The following is a 17,314-nucleotide window of genomic DNA, read 5'->3' as shown; positions in this document are numbered from 1 at the left end:
CCTGCGCCGGCGCGGCAGGCAAGCCCGTCCGCGCTTCCGGCCCCTCACCCCGGTCTGCTAAGTTTGACCGCATGGCCGTCGGCATCCTCCTCGTCACCCATCCCGGCATCGGCAGCGCGCTGGTCGCCGTCGCGTCGTCGCTGCTGCGCAACCTGCCGCTGAAGGTCGAGGCGTTCGAGGTGCCGTTCGACGGTGACCCCGACGCCCTGCTCCCGCAGGCCAGCGCCGCGCTGCGCAAGGTGGATTCGGGCAACGGCGCGCTGGTGTTGACCGACCTGTACGGCGCCACGCCCAGCAACCTGGCCGGGAAGCTTGCCCACCTGGGCACGCCGGTCCGGCGCGTCTCGGCGCTGAACCTGCCAATGTTGCTTCGGGTGCTCAACTACCCCGAGCTCACGCTCGACGAACTGCCCGCGGTGGCGACCGCCGGCGCGCGCAACGGCGTGGTGATCGACGATGCCTGAGCCGATGCACCCGCCATCGTCGACGTGGGCGCCCCCGACCCCGCGCCGCCGACGCCCCTCTTCCCCCGCGCTGCCGCGCCAGCAGGCCGTGGCAGCGGAGACCCCGCCATGATCGAACGCGAACTGCTCATCGCCAACAAGCTCGGCCTGCATGCCCGCGCCACCGCCAAGCTGGTGCAGACGCTGGCACCGTACCGCTGCAACGCCACGCTCACCGCCAAGGGTCGCGAGGTCAACGCCAAGAGCATCATGGGGGTGATGCTGCTGGCCGCCGGGCACGGCACGCCGGTGATGCTGCGGGTCGAAGGCGAGGACGAGGCGGCGGCGGTCGATGCGCTCGTCGCGCTGTTCGAACGGCGCTTCGACGAGGAAAGCTAGGCGGCCGCCCACGGGCGGCACGGATGGATCATCGAAACCGCGCCGGTCCGGCTCCCGGACCAGGCGCAGGCAGGAGGCACGGCGGCACCATGGCGACGACCAACAACGCGCGACCGGCGGCGGAAACTCCGCGATTCCGGCACCCGCCCGGGATGGCCGGCTAGATGCGGCACGTCCTGTCCGGCCACGGCGCCTCCCGGGGCAACGCGCTGGGACGGGCGCGCCTCCGCCTGCCGCACGTGCTGGACGTGGCGGAGGACCGCATCGACGCAGCCGCCGTCGATGCCGAACTGGCGCGCCTGCACGCAGCGGTCGACGTCGTGCGTGCCGAAATGCTGGCGCTGCGCGACCGCCTGCACGGCGCGCTTGCGCACGAGGTCGGCGAGTTCATCGACATGCACTCGCTGCTGCTCGACGATCCCGAGCTGCTGCACGGCATCGAGGACCTGATCCGCAAGGGGCTGTACGGCGCCAACTACGCCCTGCGGCTGCAACGCGACCGGCTGGCGGCAGTGTTCGCCGGCATGGACGACGCCTACTTCCGCAACCGGATCGACGACATCGACCACGTCATCGGCCGCCTGCACGCGGCCCTGCACAAGCGCGACGCCGACGTGCACGGCGTGGCCGGCGAAGTCCTGGTCACCGACAACGTGGCCCCGTCCGAGCTGGCCCAGCTGCAGTCGCAGGGCGTGGTCGCCATCGTCACCACCGGCGGCAGCGCGCTCTCGCACAGCGCGATCCTGGCGCGCAGCCTGCACCTGCCGCTGGTGGTGGGCGCGGCGCAGGCGCTGCAGCTGGTCAACGACGGCGACGTGCTGGCGGTCGACGGCAGCGGTGGCGCCGTGGTCATCGAGCCCAACGCGGCCGACCTGCGCGGGTACCGCGCCCGCGTGCGCGACGAGAAGCGCGAGCGCAAGCAATTGCACCGGCTGCGTCGCGAACCATCGCGCACCCTGGACGGCGTCGACATCCGCATCTTCGCCAACGCCGAATCACGCGAGGACGTCGCCGAAGCGCACGCGCTGGGCGCCGCCGGCATCGGCCTGTACCGCACCGAATTCCTGTTCATGGGCGAAACCCTGCCCGACGAGGAATTACAGTTCCGCGCCTACCGCGACGTCGCCCTCGGCATGACCGGGCGCACGGTGACGATCCGCACCCTGGACATCGGCGCCGACAAGGCCGATCGCACGGGATTGGCGCTGAGCGACGAGCCCAACCCCGCGCTCGGCCTGCGCGGCGTGCGCCTGTCGCTGGCGCGCGCGGGCATCTTCGAGACCCAGATGCGGGCGATCGTGCGCGCATCCGGGTACGGCCCGATCCGCGTGCTGGTGCCGATGGTCGCCAGCCGCGATGAAATCACCGCGGTCGCGGCCCTGCTCAAGCGCGTGCGCCGCGACCTGGCCAGCGAAGGCCACGAGATCGCCGAGCACATCCCGCTCGGGGCGATGATCGAGGTGCCGGCGGCGGCGATCGCGCTGCCCGGCTTCATCGACGCGGTCGACTTCCTCTCGGTCGGCACCAACGACCTGATCCAGTACCTGCTCGCCGCCGACCGCAACAACGAAGCCCTCGGCGAGTTGTACACGCCGCTGCACCCGGCCGTGCTGCGGATGCTCGAGAACGTGATCCGCATCGCCCGCCGCCGCGCCAAACCGCTGGCCGTGTGCGGCGAGATGGCCGGCGACGCCCGCTTCGCGCCGCTGCTGCTGGCCCTGGGGCTGGAAGAGTTCAGCCTGCATCCGGGCACCCTGCTCGAACTGCGCCACGCGATCCGCGCCTGCGACCTCGGCACCTTGCGCGCACGCGCCCCAGCCCTGCTGCGCGCACGTGACCGCGCCGGCATCGAGAAGTGGCTGCACGCCAACACGCCGTAGGTCGGGGCTACGTCCCCGACGGCTTCTGCCGTCCGATCATCAATGCATGGAAAAGCCGTCGGGGACGTAGCCCCGACCTACGCCGTTCCCACAGGGTGGGCAGACCTGCCGCCGCGGGCGATAATGCGCGCATGAACGCCTGATCCCTGTCGCGCGCTGTGTCGCGACGCCGCCACGGAAGTACTGCATGGCCGAAGCCGTCCGCCACGACAAGACCGCGCGCCAGCTGCGTCTGCTTTCGGACGCACTCGACAGCGGTCGCCTCGGCCCCGTGCGGCGGCTGGTCAACACCCTCGCCCCGGCCGAGATCGGCAACCTGCTCGAATCGCTGCCGCCGGCCAAGCGCCAGGTGGTGTGGGGGCTGGTGGATGCCGAGGACGACGGCGAGGTGCTGGTCCACGTCGGCGACGAGGTGCGCGAAAGCCTGCTCGCGGACATGGATCCGGACGAGATCGTCGCCGCGGTCGAAGACCTCGACATCGATGACCTGGCCGACCTGGTCGAGGACCTGCCCGACACGGTCATCGACGAAGTCCTCAAGTCGATGGACCGCGAGAACCGCGAGCGCCTCGAGCAGGTCCTGTCCTACCAGGAGGACACCGCCGGCCGCCTGATGAACCCCGACGTGGTGACGGTGCGCGCCGACACCACCGTCGACGTGGTGCTGCGCTACCTGCGCCTGCGCGGCGAGCTGCCCGAGCACACCGACCATCTCTACGTCGTCAGCCGCCGCCACCAGTACCTGGGCCGGATCGCGCTGCAGGTGCTGCTGACCCACGAGGCCAACACGCCGATCAACCAGCTGATCGACGACGAACAGCCGGCGATCGACGTGCAGGAGCCGGCCGACGAGGTCGCGCGCCAGTTCTCCGACCATGACTGGATCAGCGCGCCGGTGGTCGACGACGGCAACATCCTGCTCGGCCGCATCACCATCGACGACGTGGTCGACATCATCCGCGACCAGGCCGAGCACCAGGCGCTGAGCGCCGCCGGCCTGGACGAGGACGAGGACATGTTCAGCCCGGTGCCGCGCGCGTTCCGGCGCCGCGTCATCTGGCTGGGCGTGAACCTGTGCACCGCGTTCCTCGCCGCCAGCGTGGTCGGCCGCTTCGAGGGCACGATCCAGCAGATCGTCGCGCTGGCGGTGCTGATGCCGATCGTCGCCGGCATGGGCGGCAACGCCGGCACCCAGGTGCTGACGCTGATGGTGCGCGGCCTTGCCCTGGGCCAGATCGGCAGTTCCAACGCACGCACGCTGCTGTGGAAGGAAGTGCGTGTGGCGCTGATGAACGGGCTCACGCTGGGCACCGGGCTCGGCCTGATCGTATGGGTCTGGTACCGCGATGTCCCGCTGTCACTGGTGATCGCCTCGGCCCTGACCATCAACCTGTCCTCGGCTGCGCTCGGCGGCGTACTGGTGCCGCTCGCGCTCAAGCGCATGGGCTTCGACCCGGCGCTGGCCGGCGGCGTGATCCTGACCACGATCACCGACGTGATGGGCTTCCTGAGCTTCCTCGGCCTTGCGACGCTGATCCTCCTGCGCTGAAGCGCCAGGCTTCGTGCGCAGGCACTTCCATGGAGCATGGCAATGCGACGAACAACACTGCTGTCCACCGTGGCCGCGATCGGGCTTTCCGCCTGCGCATCGCTTCCGAGCGGGGACATAGCGCAGCGCGAGCCCGGATTCGTGCAGCGCGAGGTCGTCGTCGACGGCCAGACGCATCGCTACCAGGTATTCGTGCCCTCGCCCACCGCCGGCGCGACGCCGCCGGTCATCCTGTTCCTGCATGGCTCCGGCGAGCGCGGCGACGACGGGGTCAAGCCCACGCTCGCCGGCCTCGGCCCCTACGTGCGCGCCAACGCAGGCAGCTTCCCGGCGATCGTCGTGTTTCCGCAGGTGCCGGAAAACGGCGAATGGCAGGGCGCGAACGCAGGCGTCGCCTTCGCGGCGCTGGACGCGGCAACCGCCGAGTTCAACGGCGACCGCGATCGTACCTACCTCACCGGCATGTCGATGGGCGGGTACGGCACCTGGGAACTGGCGCTGGCGCAGCCGGAACGCTTCGCCGCGCTGGTGCCGGTTTGCGGCGCCGTGCGGCAGATCAGCGACGAGCGCGCGCTGTACGTCACGCAGGTAACTGGCGATCCCGATCCCTACGCCACCATCGCGCAAACGCTGCGCGACGTTCCGGTGTGGATTTTCCACGGCGCGAAGGACGACGTGGTGCCACCGGACGATGACCGCCGCCTGATCGCGGCCTTCCGCCACGCAGATGCGCGCGACGCCCGCTACACCGAGTTCCCCGACGCGAACCACAACGCCTGGGATCCTGCCTACGCACGGACGCCGGAGCTGTGGCGCTGGCTGTTCGCGCAGCAACGCCGGTAGGCCCACGCATGGCGGTCAGAGGCAGGCGCGATTCCGGGTTGCGCGAAGCGTAGGGGGCGTAGCCCCGACCTACGATTGATTTCCAAAGGCCGTAGGTCGGGGTTACATCCCCGACGGCTTCTCGCCGAGACTCCCGGCCTGCGCGGCGTCGGGGGCGTAGCCCCGACCTACGGCCTGCGGTGGCGCTTACGCCAGCAACGCCTCCAGCACCGCCATCCGCACCACCACGCCGTTGGCGACCTGGCGCAGCACCAGCGACTGCGGGCCGTCGGCCACGTCGCTGTCGATCTCCACGCCGCGGTTCATCGGCCCGGGATGCATCACCACCGCATCGGGCGCGGCGCGTCGCAGGCGCTCGACGGTCAGGCCATAGTCGCGGTGGTAGTCGTCGAGCGACGACACCAGGCCTTCGGCCATGCGCTCGCGCTGCAGGCGCAGCATCATCACCGCGTCGACGCCTTCGAGCGCGGCGTCGAAATCGTGTGTCACCACGCAACCGTCCAGCGTGGCGTCGTCGGGCAGCAGCGAGCGTGGGCCGCAGGCGCGGATCTCGCCTGCGCCCAGCGTGCGCAGCGCCTGCACGTCGGAGCGGGCGACGCGCGAATGGCGGATGTCGCCGACGACCAGCACCTTGAGCCGCGAGAAATCCGCGCCCCTGGCCTGGCGCAGCGTCAGCATGTCGAGCAGTCCCTGGGTCGGATGCGCGCTGCGCCCGTCGCCGGCGTTGAGCAGCGCGGTGCCCTGCCCCGCCGCCGCGGCCAGCTCCGCCACCGCGCCATCGGCCGAATGCCGCACCACGAACCCGCGCACGCCCATCGCCTCGATGTTCTTCAGCGTGTCCAGCGCGGTCTCGCCCTTGGTGGTGGACGAGGTCGAGGCGTCGAAGTTCAGGATGTCCGCGCCGAGCCGCTGCGCGGCGCGCTGGAAGCTCAGCCGCGTGCGCGTGGACGGCTCGAAGAACAGCGTGCACACCGCGGTGCCGGCGAGCGGACGGCCGGTTTCGCCGTCGACGAAGGCCTGCGCGCGATCGAGCAGCGCGACCAGGGTGTCGCGTGGAAGGCCGTCGAGCGCGAGCAGGTGCCGCAGGCGGCCGTTGGCGTCGAGTTGCGATGTCATGTATGGCCCAGGTGCAAGAAAACCGTGTCGATCATCCATCGCTTGCAGGAGCGCACTCGGGCGCGACAGGCTTTGCTGGTAAAGCCCTGTCGCGCCCGAGCGCGCTCCTACAAGACCGTGGCGTCGCCGGGCGCGGCGAACCAGCGTTCGACGATCACCGCCGCCGCCACCGCGTCCAGCGCCGCGGCGTCGCGGCGCCGGCGCCGGCCTTCGGCCCGGTCGAGCGCGAACCGCTGCGCCGCTTCGACCGAACTCGAACGCTCGTCCATCAGCACCACCGGCAGCCCGTAACGCGCCTGCAGTTCGCGCGCGAACGCATGGGCACGCTGGCGGACCGGCTGGTCACCGCCGTCGAGCGTCATCGGATCGCCGACCACCAGCCCGTCCGGCCGCCATTCGGCGTGCAGGCGGTCGATCGCCTGCCAGTCGACGTGGTCGCCGTGGACGTCGATCACCGCCAGCGCGCGCGCGCCGTGGCCGAACGCGCTGCCCACCGCGACCCCGATGCGGCGCGCGCCGACGTCGAAGCCGAGCACGGTGCCGTCAGGCTTGATCTGCGCGGTGCTCATGCGTGGCCGCTGTAGTCGGCCATCCGCGTCATGTCGACGCCGATGCGCCCGGCGGCCGCCTGCCAGCGCGATTCCAGCGGCGTGGCGAAGAGCAGTTCGGCATCGGCGGGCACGGTCAGCCAGCTGTTCTCGGTCAGTTCGTACTCCAGCTGCCCCGCGCCCCAGCCGGCGCAACCCAGGGCGACTGCCGAACGCGCCGGCCCCTCCCCGCGCGCCATCGCCTCGAGCACGTCGCGCGACGTGGTGACGTACAGCCCCTCGCCAATCACCAGGCTGGAGTCCCACTCCTTCTCGCCGTCATGCAGGACGAAGCCGCGCTCGGCATGCACCGGGCCGCCGGCGAGCACCGGCTGCGCGGCCAGCGCGGCGTCGTCGGTTTCGATGCCCATCTGTTCGAACACGTCGCCGAGGGTGAACTCCGACGGCCGGTTCACCACCACGCCCATCGCGCCGTCCTCGTCGTACTGGCAGATCAAGGCCACCGAGCGCGCGAAGTTGGGGTCCGCGAGCGAGGGCAGCGCGACCAGCAGCTGGTTGGCCAGCGATGTGGGGGTTGCGGGCATGGGGCCATTCTACCGGGCCGGCATGACGCGCGGGCCGCGCCTCAGCCGATCCCGAACTGCAGCTCCTCGGGCGTGGCCAGGCGCACGTCGACGACCTCGACACGGGCCCGGAACGGCCGTCCGGCCAGCGGATGGTTGCCGTCGACCGTGACCGTGTCCGCGTCGACCGCGGTCACCACCACGTCGAGCGGGCCGCGCGCGGTCTGCGCCTTCAACCTCGCCCCGACCTGCGGCTCGGTGGCGGAATCGAGCATGCTGCGCGGCAAGCTCTGCACCAGCTCGTCGTAGCGCTTGCCGAAGCCCTGCTCGGGCGCGACCTCGACCTCGAACCTGTCGCCGGCCTTCTTCCCGTTCAGCGCCTCCTCGAGCCCGCGCACGATGCCGCCGGTGCCGTGCAGGTAGACCAGCGGATCGTGGCCGTGGGTGCTGGTGACTTCCCCGCCGTCCTGGCCGAGCAGCGTGAAATGGATGGTGGCGACGCGCCGGTCGGCGATTTCCATGATGAGCCTGTCGTATCCGGGGAATGCCTGCATGGTCGCGCAGCGGCGAATCCGGGCGCAACCCCGGGCCGGCCGCAGCCGCGCGCATTCGCTAAGCTGGCGCCATGGCCACCAGCTACTGCGACTTCGCGCCCGGGCACCCGCTGCACGGGCCCTACCACGACCACGAATACGGCTTCCCGCAGCGCGACGAAAACGTCCTGTTCGAGCGCCTGCTGCTGGAGATCAACCAGGCCGGCCTGAGCTGGGAAACGATCCTGCGCAAGCGCGACGGCTTCCGCCGTGCCTATGACGGCTTCGATGTCGACAAGGTCGCCGACTACGGCGAACCCGACCGCACCCGCCTGCTGGCCGACGCCGGGATCATCCGCAACCGCCTGAAGGTGGACGCGGCGATCCACAACGCCGGCGTGATCCGCGGCCTGCGCGACTCGCACGGCGGCTTCGCGCAGTGGCTCGATGCCCACGCCGTCGAAGGCGGCCGGCGGCGCGACAAGGCCTCGTGGGTGAAGCTGTTCAAGCGCACGTTCAAGTTCACCGGCGGCGAGATCACCGGCGAATTCCTGATGAGCCTGGGCTACCTGCCGGGCGCGCACCGGCCGGACTGCCCGACGCTCAAGCGCATCGCCGCGGCACGCAAGTCCGCCACCGCGTAGGGCGGGTCTTGACCCGCCATCCCGCACGCACGGCCGCAGGCGGGGCACGGCAGCAGGTGGGTCAAGACCCGCCCTACAGGGACCAAGGGCGTTTCGCCCGCTGCGCGGCCGAGTTCATCAAGCAACGGCAACGCCGGCGACGGCCATGAAAAAGCCCGGCGCTGCCGGGCTTTCTCGAACAACGATGCGCGGCAAGCCCGCGCGCGACCGGGATCAACCCTTGACCGCCTCCTGGTACCGGCGCTCGACCTCGTTCCAGTCGACCACGTTGTAGAACGCGCCGATGTAGTCCGGGCGGCGGTTCTGGTACTTCAGGTAGTAGGCGTGCTCCCACACGTCCAGGCCAAGGATCGGGGTGTTGCCCGAGCCGATGCCCTTCATGAGCGGGCTGTCCTGGTTGGCGCTGCTCTCGACCGAGAGCTTGCCGGACTTGTCGACGCCCAGCCACGCCCAGCCGCTGCCGAAACGGGTCAGCGCGGCCTGGGTGAAGGCTTCCTTGAACTTGTCGAAGCCGCCCAGGTCGCTGTCGATGTGCTTGGCGACGTCGCCGACCGGCTCGCCGCCGCCCTTGGGCGACATCACGGTCCAGAACAGGGAGTGGTTGGCGTGGCCGCCGCCGTTGTTGCGCACCGCGCCGCGGATCTTCTCGGGCAGCGCGTCGAGGTCGCGGATCAGGTCCTCGGCCGCCTTGTCGGCGTACTCGGTGCCCTCGATCGCCTTGTCGAGGTTGTTGATGTAGGCCTGGTGGTGCTTGGAGTGGTGGATCTCCATCGTCTGCGCGTCGATGTGCGGCTCGAGCGCGTCGTAGGCGTAGGGCAGTTCGGGGAGGGTATGGGCCACGTCAATCTCCTGTCGGTAGAAATCGAATGCTTCATTGTCCTATGGATCGGGTAAAGAAGACGAAAAGGAAAGGGCGCCGCAGCGCCCTTTCCCGTCATCCGGTCGTAACACACTGTTTCAGGCGCGGTCGCCTCAGTTCGCCTCGGCCACTTCGACCCCGTCCAGCCCCTGCGACAGGGTGCGCGCGTCGCCGCCCTGGGCGAGCTTGATGCGCAGGCGCACTTCGTTGGCCGAGTCGGCGTAGCGCAGCGCATCCTCGTAGGAAATCTCGCCGGCCTGGTAGAGCTCGAACAGGCTCTGGTCGAAGGTCTTCATGCCCAGGTTGGTGGATTCCTTCATCACTTCCTTGAGCTTGTGGACCTCGCCGTCGCGGATGTAGTCCTGCACCAGCGGCGTGCCGAGCAGGATCTCCATCGCCACCCGGCGGCCCTTGCCGTCGGGCGTCGGGATCAGCTGCTGGGCGACCACGCCCTTGAGGTTCAACGACAGGTCCATCAGCAGCTGGCCGCGACGGTCCTCGGGGAAGAAGTTGATGATCCGGTCCATCGCCTGGTTGGCGTTGTTGGCGTGCAGGGTGCACAGCACCAGGTGGCCGGTTTCGGCGAAGGCGATGGCGTGGTCCATGCCTTCGCGGGTGCGCACCTCGCCGATCATGATCACGTCCGGCGCCTGGCGCAGGGTGTTCTTGAGCGCGTTCTCCCAGCTGTCGGTGTCGATGCCGACCTCGCGCTGGGTGATGATGCAACCCGCGTGCTTGTGCACGAACTCGATCGGGTCCTCGATGGTGATGATGTGGCCGGTCGAGTTCTCGTTGCGGTAGCCGATCATCGACGCCAGCGAGGTCGATTTACCGGTGCCCGTCGCGCCGACGAAGATGATGATGCCGCGCTTGGTCATCGCCAGCGTCTTGATGATCGGCGGCAGGTTGAGCTCCTCGATCGACGGGATCTTGGTCTCGATCCGGCGCAGCACCATGCCCACCTGGTTGCGCTGGTAGAAGCACGACACGCGGAAGCGGCCGACGCCGGACACGCCGATGGCGAAGTTGCACTCGTGGGTGCGCTCGAACTCCTCGCGCTGCGGCGGCGACATCACGTTGAGCACCAGGTCGCGCGCCTGCTGCGGCGTGAGCGGGTTCTGGGTGATCGGCGAGATCTTGCCGTGCACCTTGATCGACGGCGGCATGCCGGCCGTGATGAACAGGTCCGACGCCTTCTGGTGCGCCATCAGTTTGAGGAAGCTGGTGAAGTCGATGCTGCTCATGGAGCAACTCCTGCGGAGTTAGGGGCCGGGGGCTGGGGACTAGGGACTGGCCTGGGAAACAAGATCTGCGTGCAGTCCCCAGCCCCCAGATCCCAGTCCCTGTTTATTCGAACAACCGCTTGTCCTTCGCATAATCCTTCGCCTGCGCGCGCGTGACCAGGCCGCGCTTGACCAGGTCCTGCAGGTGCTGGTCGAGGGTCATCATGCCGTGCTGCTGGCCGGTCTGGATCGACGAATACATCTGCGCGACCTTGTCCTCGCGGATCAGGTTGCGGATGGCGGGGATGCCGACCATGATTTCCCACGCCGCGGTGCGGCCGCCGCCGACCTTCTTCAGCAGCGCCTGCGAGATCACTGCGCGCAAGCTTTCGGACAGCATCGAGCGCACCATCGGCTTCTCGCCGGCGGGGAACACGTCGATGATGCGGTCGATGGTCTTGGCCGCGCTCGAGGTATGCAGGGTGCCGAACACCAGGTGGCCGGTTTCCGCGGCGGTCAGCGCCAGGCGGATGGTTTCCAGGTCGCGCAGCTCGCCGACCAGGATGTAGTCCGGGTCCTCGCGCAGCGCCGAGCGCAGCGCCTCGTTGAAGCCGTGCGTGTCGCGGTGCACCTCGCGCTGGTTGATCAGGCACTTCTGCGCGGTGTGCACGAATTCGATCGGGTCCTCGATGGTGAGGATGTGCCCGTATTCGTTCTTGTTGACGTGGTCGACCATCGCCGCAAGCGTGGTCGACTTGCCCGAACCGGTCGGGCCGGTGACCAGGATCAGGCCCTGCGGCTGGTCGATCAGCTCCTTGAAGATCCGCGGCGTGGCCAGGTCCTCGAGCGTGAGCACCTCGGACGGAATCGTGCGGAACACCGCGCCGGCGCCGCGGTTCTGGTTGAACGCGTTGACGCGGAAGCGCGCCAGCCCGGCGATCTCGAACGAGAAGTCGACCTCGAGGAACTCCTCGTAGTCGCGGCGCTGCTTGTCCGACATGATGTCGTACACCAGCGCGTGCACCTGCTTGTGGTCCAGCGCCGGGATGTTGATGCGGCGCACGTCGCCATCGACGCGGATCATCGGCGGCAGGCCTGCCGACAGATGCAGGTCCGATGCCTTGTTCTTGACCGAGAACGCCAACAGTTCGGCGATATCCATGCATGCTCCCCTGGCGCTGCGACTGGAATGAACAACCCCTGCGCGGCAGTATAGCCCCGGATCCGCGCCAGAAATCCAGCCCGCCCCCGCCGGAACCGCATGTACGCGCAAGCCCTGAACGCCGTCCTCGAACGCCTCGCCGCCGCAGCGCGCGACGCGGGGCGCCCCGTGCCGCGCCTGCTCGCGGTCTCCAAGACGCATCCTGCGACGGCCGTCGCGGAAATGGCCTCCGCCCTGCGCGCCGCCGCCGCATCCGGGACGACTGTGACCGCCGTCGCGCCGGGCCCGGCATTCGGCGAGAACTACGTCCAGGAAGCGCTGGCGAAACAGCAGGCGCTGACACCAGGAAAAACGCTGGAATGGCACCTGATCGGCCACCTGCAGTCGAACAAGGCCCGCGAGGCGGCGGCCGCGTTCGACTGGGTGCAGACGGTGGACCGCGACAAGCTCGTCGCGGCGCTTGCCCGCCACCGGCCCGACGGCCTGCCGCCGCTGAACGTGCTGGTGCAGGTGAACATCGACGACGAAGCCGGCAAGCACGGCTGCACGCCGGGGCAGGTGCCCGCGCTGGCCGTCGCGATTGCCGCGCAACCGCGGCTGTTGCTGCGCGGGCTGATGGCGATCCCGGCACCGCACCCCGACCTCGAACGCCGGCGCGAGGCATTCATCCGCATGAAGGCGCTGTTCGACGCACTGGCCACGCAGCATCCGCAAGTCGACACGCTGTCGATGGGCATGAGCGAGGACATCGAGCTGGCGGTGGCCGAGGGCGCGACGATGGTGCGGGTGGGGACGGCGCTGTTTGGACGGAGGGATTAGGGGCTGGGGACTGGGGACTGGGGATTCGCAGAGCGGATTCCGTCCATGTTGGCGGCGCTCGAAAACCGCGCCAGTCCTGGCGATGTCCTACCATCCCCCGTTCACCCGCACCGTATCCGATTGCCGATGACCGCTTCCCCCAATCCCCAATCCCCAACCCCCAATCCCGGCTCCACCGCCTTCATCGGCGGCGGCAACATGGCCCGCAGCCTGATCGGCGGGCTGGTCGCGCGCGGCGTGGACGGCGATTCGATCCGCGTCGCCGAACCGGCCGACGCGGCGCGGCAGGCGCTGGAAGCCGACTTCGGCGTCGCCACCTTCGCCGACGGCGCGCAGGCCGTGGACGGCGCCGGGATCTGGGTGCTGGCGGTCAAGCCGCAGGTTCTGCGCCAGGTGTGCGAGGCGCTGGCGCCGCTGGCGCGGGCACAGCGGCCGGTGCTGGTGTCGATCGCCGCCGGCATCACCTCGGCGCAGATCGCGCGCTGGCTCGGCGGCGGCGAAGGCGCGGACGCGCCGGCCATCGTGCGCTGCATGCCCAACACCCCGGCCATGCTCGGCGCCGGCGTCACCGGCCTGTTCGCCACGCCCGCGGTCGACGCGGCCGGCCGCGAACAGGCGCAGGCGCTGCTGTCGAGCGCCGGCGAGACGGTCTGGATCGAGGACGAGGCGAAGATGGACGCGGTCACCGCCACGTCCGGCAGCGGCCCGGCCTACGTGTTCCTGCTGGCCGAGGCGATGGAGGACGCGGCCATCCGCCAGGGCCTGCCCGACGACGCGGCGCGCAAGCTGGTGCTGCAGACCATCCTGGGCGCGGCACGCATGCTCACGGAGTCGGGCGAGGCCCCGGCCGAGTTGCGCCGCCGCGTCACCTCGCCCGGCGGCACCACCCACGCCGCGGTCGAAACCTTCGAAACCGGCGGCCTGCGCGAACTGGTTGATCGGGCCATCGGCAACGCCGCCGAGCGCGGCCGCCAACTGTCCGCGGCCAATGACTGACCGCGCGCCCCACGTCTTTGCCGCGATGCTGCTCGCCCTGGCGCTCGCCGGCTGCGGCAGCGGCGCGCCCGGCCCCGCCGGCAGCCAGGGACAGGCGCAAGCGCAACAGGAAGCCGTCATGCAGGTCGGCGACGTCCTCGTGCGCGCCAATGCAATCCCCACCGCGAGCCTCGGCGAGGCCGTCGCGCGCCAGTACGGCATCGAACGCGACGACGGCGCCGTGATGCTGCTGGTCGGCGTACGCCGCGACAACGGCGGCAGCGAAACCGCCCTGCCCGCGCGCGTCACCGCCGTGGCCTCCGACCTGCTCGGCAAGCGCCAGCAGCTGGAGATGCGCGAAGTGCGCAGCGGCGAATTCATCGACTACGTCGGCAGCGCCCGCGTGATCGCGCCGGACACGCTGCACTTCGATGTGCAAGTGGTGCCCGAAGGCGGCTCGGCGATGGAACTGCGCTTCAACCGCGACTTCTTCCCGCGCTGACGCGTGGGACTTGGGCGTGGACGGTTCGCGGGGCGTCGGGGGCGTAGCCCCGACCTACGCTCAGCGCTGGTTGATCGCGTACCGCCCCGGCCCGATCAGCGCGATCGCGATCGCGGTGAACAGGAACATGCCCTGCAACTCCAGCGCCCAGCCGCCCTGGTCGTTGAGCTGCCCCAGCTGGCCCATGTGCGCCAGCCCAAACGCGAACAACATGTTGATCGCCACGATGACCGCGCCGATCCGCGCGTAGAAGCCGAACAGCAGCATCAGCGGCGCCAGCACCTCGCCGACCAGCGCGCCGTAGGCGAAGAATCCGGGCAGGCCGTAGGAGACGACCATGCCCTCGATCGGGCCGAGCCCGGTCTTCAGCTTCGAGATGCCATGCAGCAGGATCAGCGCGCCGAGCGCGATACGCAGCACCAGCTTGCCGAAGTCCTGCATTGCCGCCTGGTTCATGGCCGTGTCCCCCGATGGTTGGTGGGCCGCATCATGGCAGATGCCTGCGCAAGCCGGGAGCCGCCTCCGCACTACGCGCCCACCCCGCAAACCGCCGCAGGTCGGGGCTACGCCCCCGACGCCCCGCGAACGTCCGGTTCATGGGTCGATCAAGATCAAGAGCCGTCGGGGGCTTAGCCCCGACCTACGACCAGGCTCGGATGATCCTGGCGATCTCGCGCACGCCGTCGGTCAGCGCCGCGGGGCCGGGCTGGAGGATGATCGGGGACTTGATCTCGTGCAGCTGCCCGTCGCGCACGGCGGGGATCGCGTCCCAGCCCGGTCGCGCGGCCACCTTCTCCGGGCGGAACTTCTTGCCGCACCACGAGCCAAGGATGATGTCCGGTGCGCGTCGCGCCACTTGCAGCGGATCGGCCAGGATCCGCTGCTTCGCCAGCGACTCGCCCGCAAGCTCGGGGAACACGTCGTCGCCGCCGGCGATGCGCACCAGTTCGGCAACCCAGCGGATGCCCGTGATCGGCGGCTCGTCCCACTCCTCGAAGTACACCCGCGGCCGGCGCGGCAGGCGCGCGGCTTCCGCGGCGATGTCGTCGAGCCCGCGCTGCAGTTCGTCGGCATACGCGTTGGCGGCTTCGGCCGCGCCCACCAGCGCGCCGAGCCGGCGCACGTAGTCGACGATCCCCGCGACGCTGCGGTGGTTGCTGATCCACACTTCCACGCCGCGGCGCACCAGCTCGGCGGCGATGTCGGCCTGGATGTCGGAGAAGCCGACCACGAAGTCCGGCTCGAGTTTCAGGATCTCGTCGATCTTCGCGCTGGTGAACGCGCTGACCTTCGGCTTTTCCTTCCGCGCCCGCGGCGGACGCACGGTGAAGCCGCTGATGCCCACGATCCGGTCCTGCTCGCCGAGCGCGTACAGCACCTCGGTGGGCTCCTCGGTGAGGCAGACGATGCGTTGCGGGCCAATGGACCGCCGGGATTGGGGATTCGGGATTCGGGATTCGGAAAAACCGCTCCGCTCTTTCGAATCCCGAATCCCGAATCCCCAATCCCGGCTTTTCACGGATACAGCATCCGCTTCGTCCACGTCCCCGCCACGAGCTCGCCCTCGTACAGCCAGCGCTCGTGCAGGCGCGAATCGCCTGCGTACCAGAACTCGATCGCGCGCGGACGCACGCGCAGGCCGGTCCAGCGTGGCGGGCGCGGCACGTCGCGGCCTTCGAACTCGGCTTCGGCCGCGGCCAGCGCCTGCTCGAAGGCCTCGCGCGATTCCAGCGTCTCCGACTGCTTCGACACCCACGCGCCGACCTGGCTGCCGCGCGGACGGGTGGCGAAGTAGGCGTCGGCTTCCGCATCGGGCACCTGCTCGGCCATGCCCTCGACGCGCACCTGCACGCCGCTGCGCACGCGCGGCCAGTGGAACACCAGCGCGGCGCGGTTGTTGGCCTGCAGTTCGCGGCCCTTGCGCCCGTCGAGGTGGGTGTAGAAAACGAAGCCTTGCTCGTCGTGCGCCTTGAGCAGCACCGTGCGCGCCGAGGGGCGGGACGTGTGCGAGACGGTGGCCACGACCATCGCGGTGCGGTCGGGCTCGCCGGCGGCCAGGGCTTCGTCGAACAGCGTGTCGAACGTTGCCAGGGCTTCGACGAGCAGCGGGTCTGGAGGATTCATTGGGCTATTGTGGCCCGATGTCCACCGGTACGCACGCCACCGCCAAGGCAGGCTTTCCGGCCGCGTTCGTCGCCCGCTGCCTCGACGACGCGCTGGCCCACCGCGCCCGCGTTTACGGCATCACCGGCCTGCAGGGCAGCGGCAAGTCCACCCTCGCCGCGCAGATGGCGGCGCTTGCGGTTGAACGCGGCCACGCGGTGGCGGTGCTGTCGGTGGACGACGCCTACCTCGACCACGGCCAGCGCGCCCGCCTGGCGCGCGAAGTGCATCCGCTGCTGGCCACCCGCGGGCCGCCCGGCACCCACGACGTGGCGCTGGCCTGCCGCACCCTCGACGCCCTGCGCACCGGCGAAACGGTCACGCTGCCGCGCTTCGACAAGCTCGCCGACCGCCGCCTGCCCGAAGCCGACTGGCCCCGCGCCGGTCCCGTCGATCTGGTGCTGTTCGAAGGCTGGTTCCTCGGCACCCCGCCAGAGCCGGACGCCGCGCTCGCCGAACCGATCAACGCGCTCGAACGCGACGAAGACGCCGATGGCCGCTGGCGCCGCTGGTGCAACGCCGCCCTGGCGCGCGACTACCCGCCGCTGTGGCAGCGCATCGACCGCCTGCTGTTCCTGCAGGGCCCGGGCTTCGACATCGTGCCGGACTGGCGCTGGCAGCAGGAACAATCGCTGCAGGCCGGGCACCCCGGTCGCAAGGCGATGACGCGCGACCAGGTCGAACGCTTCGTACAGTTCTTCGAACGCACCAGCCGCCAGGCGATGCGCACGCTGCCGCGCATCGCCGACCGCACCGTGCGCCTGGACGCGCACCACGACCCGCTGTAGGTCGCACCGACGGCGTTACCTGGCGCGGATCTCCTGCAGCGCTTCGTTGATCTTGAAAATCACGATCATCAACTCGCAGTAGATGCGCGCCAGCAACATGCAGGCCACGCAGAACACGGGCGCCGCGACGATCATGCCGAAGCCGGCGAAGCCCGAGTACCTCATCACCCCGAAGCCCTTGAACAGCATCACCAGCCCGGTGATCGCCGCGACCGCCAGCAGCAACCAGTAGATGAAGGTGATGATCTTCGGCGTCACCATCGAGTCGAAGTGCAGCAGTTCACGCATGTCGTTTCCCCTCGTGC

The 17,314-nt window shown here is 69.9% G+C and carries 21 protein-coding genes; 10 read left to right on the top strand and 11 right to left on the bottom strand.

The genetic code is table 11. The features are described from left to right. The first annotated feature begins 71 nt into the window (after nucleotides 1–71). From ACFONC_RS12345 to ACFONC_RS12325, 5 genes are all read left to right on the top strand, one after another. Nucleotides 72–464, top strand: a complete 393-nt coding sequence (locus ACFONC_RS12345; protein ID WP_386744459.1) for a PTS sugar transporter subunit IIA — start codon at nucleotides 72–74, stop codon at nucleotides 462–464. A gap of 108 nt (nucleotides 465–572) precedes the next feature. Then, a complete protein-coding gene (locus tag ACFONC_RS12340; RefSeq protein WP_386744457.1) occupies nucleotides 573–842 on the top strand; it encodes an HPr family phosphocarrier protein in 270 nt (89 codons plus the stop codon). 164 nt (nucleotides 843–1,006) lie between these two features. After that, nucleotides 1,007–2,722: a phosphoenolpyruvate--protein phosphotransferase gene (gene ptsP / locus ACFONC_RS12335; RefSeq protein ID WP_386744455.1), complete on the top strand. Its 1,716-nt coding sequence runs from the start codon at nucleotides 1,007–1,009 to the stop codon at nucleotides 2,720–2,722. Nucleotides 2,723–2,909: 187 nt separating this feature from the next. Then, the gene (gene mgtE, locus ACFONC_RS12330) at nucleotides 2,910–4,271 is read left to right on the top strand and encodes a magnesium transporter (RefSeq protein ID WP_386744453.1); all 1,362 of its coding nucleotides are present in this window, start codon (nucleotides 2,910–2,912) and stop codon (nucleotides 4,269–4,271) included. Nucleotides 4,272–4,307: 36 nt separating this feature from the next. Further along, nucleotides 4,308–5,114, top strand: a complete 807-nt coding sequence (locus ACFONC_RS12325; protein WP_386744451.1) for a carboxylesterase family protein — start codon at nucleotides 4,308–4,310, stop codon at nucleotides 5,112–5,114. A gap of 186 nt (nucleotides 5,115–5,300) precedes the next feature. Here ACFONC_RS12325 and ACFONC_RS12320 read toward each other — a convergent pair whose 3' ends face one another. From ACFONC_RS12320 to ACFONC_RS12305, 4 genes are all read right to left on the bottom strand, one after another. Beyond that, nucleotides 5,301–6,230: an aspartate carbamoyltransferase catalytic subunit gene (locus ACFONC_RS12320; RefSeq protein ID WP_386744450.1), complete on the bottom strand. Its 930-nt coding sequence runs from the start codon at nucleotides 6,228–6,230 to the stop codon at nucleotides 5,301–5,303. 107 nt (nucleotides 6,231–6,337) lie between these two features. Then, nucleotides 6,338–6,799: a Holliday junction resolvase RuvX gene (gene ruvX / locus ACFONC_RS12315; protein WP_386744448.1), complete on the bottom strand. Its 462-nt coding sequence runs from the start codon at nucleotides 6,797–6,799 to the stop codon at nucleotides 6,338–6,340. Beyond that, nucleotides 6,796–7,362, bottom strand: coding sequence for a YqgE/AlgH family protein (locus ACFONC_RS12310; protein ID WP_386744446.1), 567 nt, complete (start codon nucleotides 7,360–7,362; stop codon nucleotides 6,796–6,798). The genes ruvX and ACFONC_RS12310 overlap by 4 nt, the downstream gene beginning before the upstream one ends. 41 nt (nucleotides 7,363–7,403) lie before the next feature. After that, complete coding sequence (locus ACFONC_RS12305) at nucleotides 7,404–7,862, bottom strand: FKBP-type peptidyl-prolyl cis-trans isomerase (RefSeq protein ID WP_386744445.1); 459 nt, start codon at nucleotides 7,860–7,862, stop codon at nucleotides 7,404–7,406. A 104-nt stretch (nucleotides 7,863–7,966) separates the two neighbouring features. On the opposite strand from ACFONC_RS12305, the gene ACFONC_RS12300 reads away from it, so the two are divergent. Next, nucleotides 7,967–8,518, top strand: coding sequence for a DNA-3-methyladenine glycosylase I (locus ACFONC_RS12300; RefSeq protein WP_386744443.1), 552 nt, complete (start codon nucleotides 7,967–7,969; stop codon nucleotides 8,516–8,518). 213 nt (nucleotides 8,519–8,731) lie between these two features. On the opposite strand, the gene ACFONC_RS12295 is transcribed toward ACFONC_RS12300, so the two are convergent. The 3 genes from ACFONC_RS12295 to ACFONC_RS12285 form a co-directional block, all read right to left on the bottom strand. After that, the gene (locus tag ACFONC_RS12295; RefSeq protein ID WP_386744441.1) at nucleotides 8,732–9,358 is read right to left on the bottom strand and encodes a superoxide dismutase; all 627 of its coding nucleotides are present in this window, start codon (nucleotides 9,356–9,358) and stop codon (nucleotides 8,732–8,734) included. 132 nt (nucleotides 9,359–9,490) lie between these two features. Next, the gene (locus tag ACFONC_RS12290) at nucleotides 9,491–10,621 is read right to left on the bottom strand and encodes a PilT/PilU family type 4a pilus ATPase (RefSeq protein WP_386744440.1); all 1,131 of its coding nucleotides are present in this window, start codon (nucleotides 10,619–10,621) and stop codon (nucleotides 9,491–9,493) included. A gap of 103 nt (nucleotides 10,622–10,724) precedes the next feature. Further along, nucleotides 10,725–11,762, bottom strand: a complete 1,038-nt coding sequence (locus ACFONC_RS12285; protein ID WP_386744439.1) for a type IV pilus twitching motility protein PilT — start codon at nucleotides 11,760–11,762, stop codon at nucleotides 10,725–10,727. 99 nt (nucleotides 11,763–11,861) lie between these two features. Here ACFONC_RS12285 and ACFONC_RS12280 point away from each other — a divergent pair, with 99 nt between their 5' ends. The 3 genes from ACFONC_RS12280 to ACFONC_RS12270 all read left to right on the top strand — a co-directional run bounded on the left by ACFONC_RS12280 (nucleotide 11,862) and on the right by ACFONC_RS12270 (nucleotide 14,058). Further along, nucleotides 11,862–12,581 carry a YggS family pyridoxal phosphate-dependent enzyme gene (locus ACFONC_RS12280; RefSeq protein ID WP_386744437.1) on the top strand — a complete coding sequence of 240 codons (720 nt, stop codon included), beginning with the start codon at nucleotides 11,862–11,864 and terminating at the stop codon, nucleotides 12,579–12,581. A 114-nt stretch (nucleotides 12,582–12,695) separates the two neighbouring features. After that, entirely contained in the window at nucleotides 12,696–13,577 is an 882-nt protein-coding gene (gene proC, locus ACFONC_RS12275) for a pyrroline-5-carboxylate reductase (RefSeq protein ID WP_386744669.1), read from the top strand. Beyond that, nucleotides 13,570–14,058 (top strand): DUF4426 domain-containing protein, encoded by a 489-nt coding sequence (locus ACFONC_RS12270; RefSeq protein WP_386744435.1) that lies wholly within the window; start codon nucleotides 13,570–13,572, stop codon nucleotides 14,056–14,058. The genes proC and ACFONC_RS12270 overlap by 8 nt, the downstream gene beginning before the upstream one ends. Nucleotides 14,059–14,118: 60 nt before the next feature. On the opposite strand, the gene ACFONC_RS12265 is transcribed toward ACFONC_RS12270, so the two are convergent. The 3 genes from ACFONC_RS12265 to pdxH all read right to left on the bottom strand — a co-directional run bounded on the left by ACFONC_RS12265 (nucleotide 14,119) and on the right by pdxH (nucleotide 16,182). Next, nucleotides 14,119–14,514: a DoxX family protein gene (locus ACFONC_RS12265; RefSeq protein WP_386744433.1), complete on the bottom strand. Its 396-nt coding sequence runs from the start codon at nucleotides 14,512–14,514 to the stop codon at nucleotides 14,119–14,121. Between the two features lie 184 nt (nucleotides 14,515–14,698). After that, on the bottom strand, nucleotides 14,699–15,481 hold the full coding sequence (locus tag ACFONC_RS12260) for a cobalamin-binding protein (RefSeq protein ID WP_386744667.1): 783 nt from the start codon (nucleotides 15,479–15,481) through the stop codon (nucleotides 14,699–14,701). A 92-nt stretch (nucleotides 15,482–15,573) separates the two neighbouring features. Then, nucleotides 15,574–16,182 carry a pyridoxamine 5'-phosphate oxidase gene (pdxH, locus tag ACFONC_RS12255; protein ID WP_386744431.1) on the bottom strand — a complete coding sequence of 203 codons (609 nt, stop codon included), beginning with the start codon at nucleotides 16,180–16,182 and terminating at the stop codon, nucleotides 15,574–15,576. Between the two features lie 17 nt (nucleotides 16,183–16,199). Between pdxH and ACFONC_RS12250 the strand changes: the two genes are divergently transcribed. Beyond that, nucleotides 16,200–17,009: a kinase gene (locus tag ACFONC_RS12250; RefSeq protein WP_386744429.1), complete on the top strand. Its 810-nt coding sequence runs from the start codon at nucleotides 16,200–16,202 to the stop codon at nucleotides 17,007–17,009. Between the two features lie 15 nt (nucleotides 17,010–17,024). Here the strand turns inward: ACFONC_RS12250 and ACFONC_RS12245 are convergent, their stop codons facing one another. Continuing rightward, nucleotides 17,025–17,297, bottom strand: coding sequence for a DUF4282 domain-containing protein (locus ACFONC_RS12245; protein ID WP_386744427.1), 273 nt, complete (start codon nucleotides 17,295–17,297; stop codon nucleotides 17,025–17,027). Nucleotides 17,298–17,314: the final 17 nt, after the last annotated feature.

Origin of the sequence: Luteimonas soli, from assembly GCF_042648865.1 — a bacterium.
In the GTDB taxonomy this organism is placed as follows: Bacteria; Pseudomonadota; Gammaproteobacteria; order Xanthomonadales; family Xanthomonadaceae; genus Luteimonas; species Luteimonas soli.
The sequence above is the reverse complement of the archived record's forward strand: the minus strand, read 5'-3'. Positions and strand labels throughout refer to the sequence as shown.

Bases quoted from the DNA above. Each gene is read 5' to 3' on its own strand.
- ACFONC_RS12280 (WP_386744437.1), top strand. From the start codon at position 11,862: ATGTACGCGCAAGCCCTGAACGCCGTCCTCGAACGCCTCGCCGCCGCA.
- ACFONC_RS12310 (WP_386744446.1), bottom strand. From the start codon at position 7,362: ATGCCCGCAACCCCCACATCGCTGGCCAACCAGCTGCTGGTCGCGCTG.
- ACFONC_RS12340 (WP_386744457.1), top strand. From the start codon at position 573: ATGATCGAACGCGAACTGCTCATCGCCAACAAGCTCGGCCTGCATGCC.
- ptsP (WP_386744455.1), top strand. From the start codon at position 1,007: ATGCGGCACGTCCTGTCCGGCCACGGCGCCTCCCGGGGCAACGCGCTG.
- mgtE (WP_386744453.1), top strand. From the start codon at position 2,910: ATGGCCGAAGCCGTCCGCCACGACAAGACCGCGCGCCAGCTGCGTCTG.
- ACFONC_RS12305 (WP_386744445.1), bottom strand. From the start codon at position 7,862: ATGGAAATCGCCGACCGGCGCGTCGCCACCATCCATTTCACGCTGCTC.
- pdxH (WP_386744431.1), bottom strand. From the start codon at position 16,182: ATGAATCCTCCAGACCCGCTGCTCGTCGAAGCCCTGGCAACGTTCGAC.
- ACFONC_RS12320 (WP_386744450.1), bottom strand. From the start codon at position 6,230: ATGACATCGCAACTCGACGCCAACGGCCGCCTGCGGCACCTGCTCGCG.
- ACFONC_RS12265 (WP_386744433.1), bottom strand. From the start codon at position 14,514: ATGAACCAGGCGGCAATGCAGGACTTCGGCAAGCTGGTGCTGCGTATC.
- ruvX (WP_386744448.1), bottom strand. From the start codon at position 6,799: ATGAGCACCGCGCAGATCAAGCCTGACGGCACCGTGCTCGGCTTCGAC.
- ACFONC_RS12285 (WP_386744439.1), bottom strand. From the start codon at position 11,762: ATGGATATCGCCGAACTGTTGGCGTTCTCGGTCAAGAACAAGGCATCG.
- ACFONC_RS12290 (WP_386744440.1), bottom strand. From the start codon at position 10,621: ATGAGCAGCATCGACTTCACCAGCTTCCTCAAACTGATGGCGCACCAG.
- ACFONC_RS12245 (WP_386744427.1), bottom strand. From the start codon at position 17,297: ATGCGTGAACTGCTGCACTTCGACTCGATGGTGACGCCGAAGATCATC.
- ACFONC_RS12300 (WP_386744443.1), top strand. From the start codon at position 7,967: ATGGCCACCAGCTACTGCGACTTCGCGCCCGGGCACCCGCTGCACGGG.
- ACFONC_RS12270 (WP_386744435.1), top strand. From the start codon at position 13,570: ATGACTGACCGCGCGCCCCACGTCTTTGCCGCGATGCTGCTCGCCCTG.
- ACFONC_RS12250 (WP_386744429.1), top strand. From the start codon at position 16,200: ATGTCCACCGGTACGCACGCCACCGCCAAGGCAGGCTTTCCGGCCGCG.
- ACFONC_RS12325 (WP_386744451.1), top strand. From the start codon at position 4,308: ATGGCAATGCGACGAACAACACTGCTGTCCACCGTGGCCGCGATCGGG.
- ACFONC_RS12345 (WP_386744459.1), top strand. From the start codon at position 72: ATGGCCGTCGGCATCCTCCTCGTCACCCATCCCGGCATCGGCAGCGCG.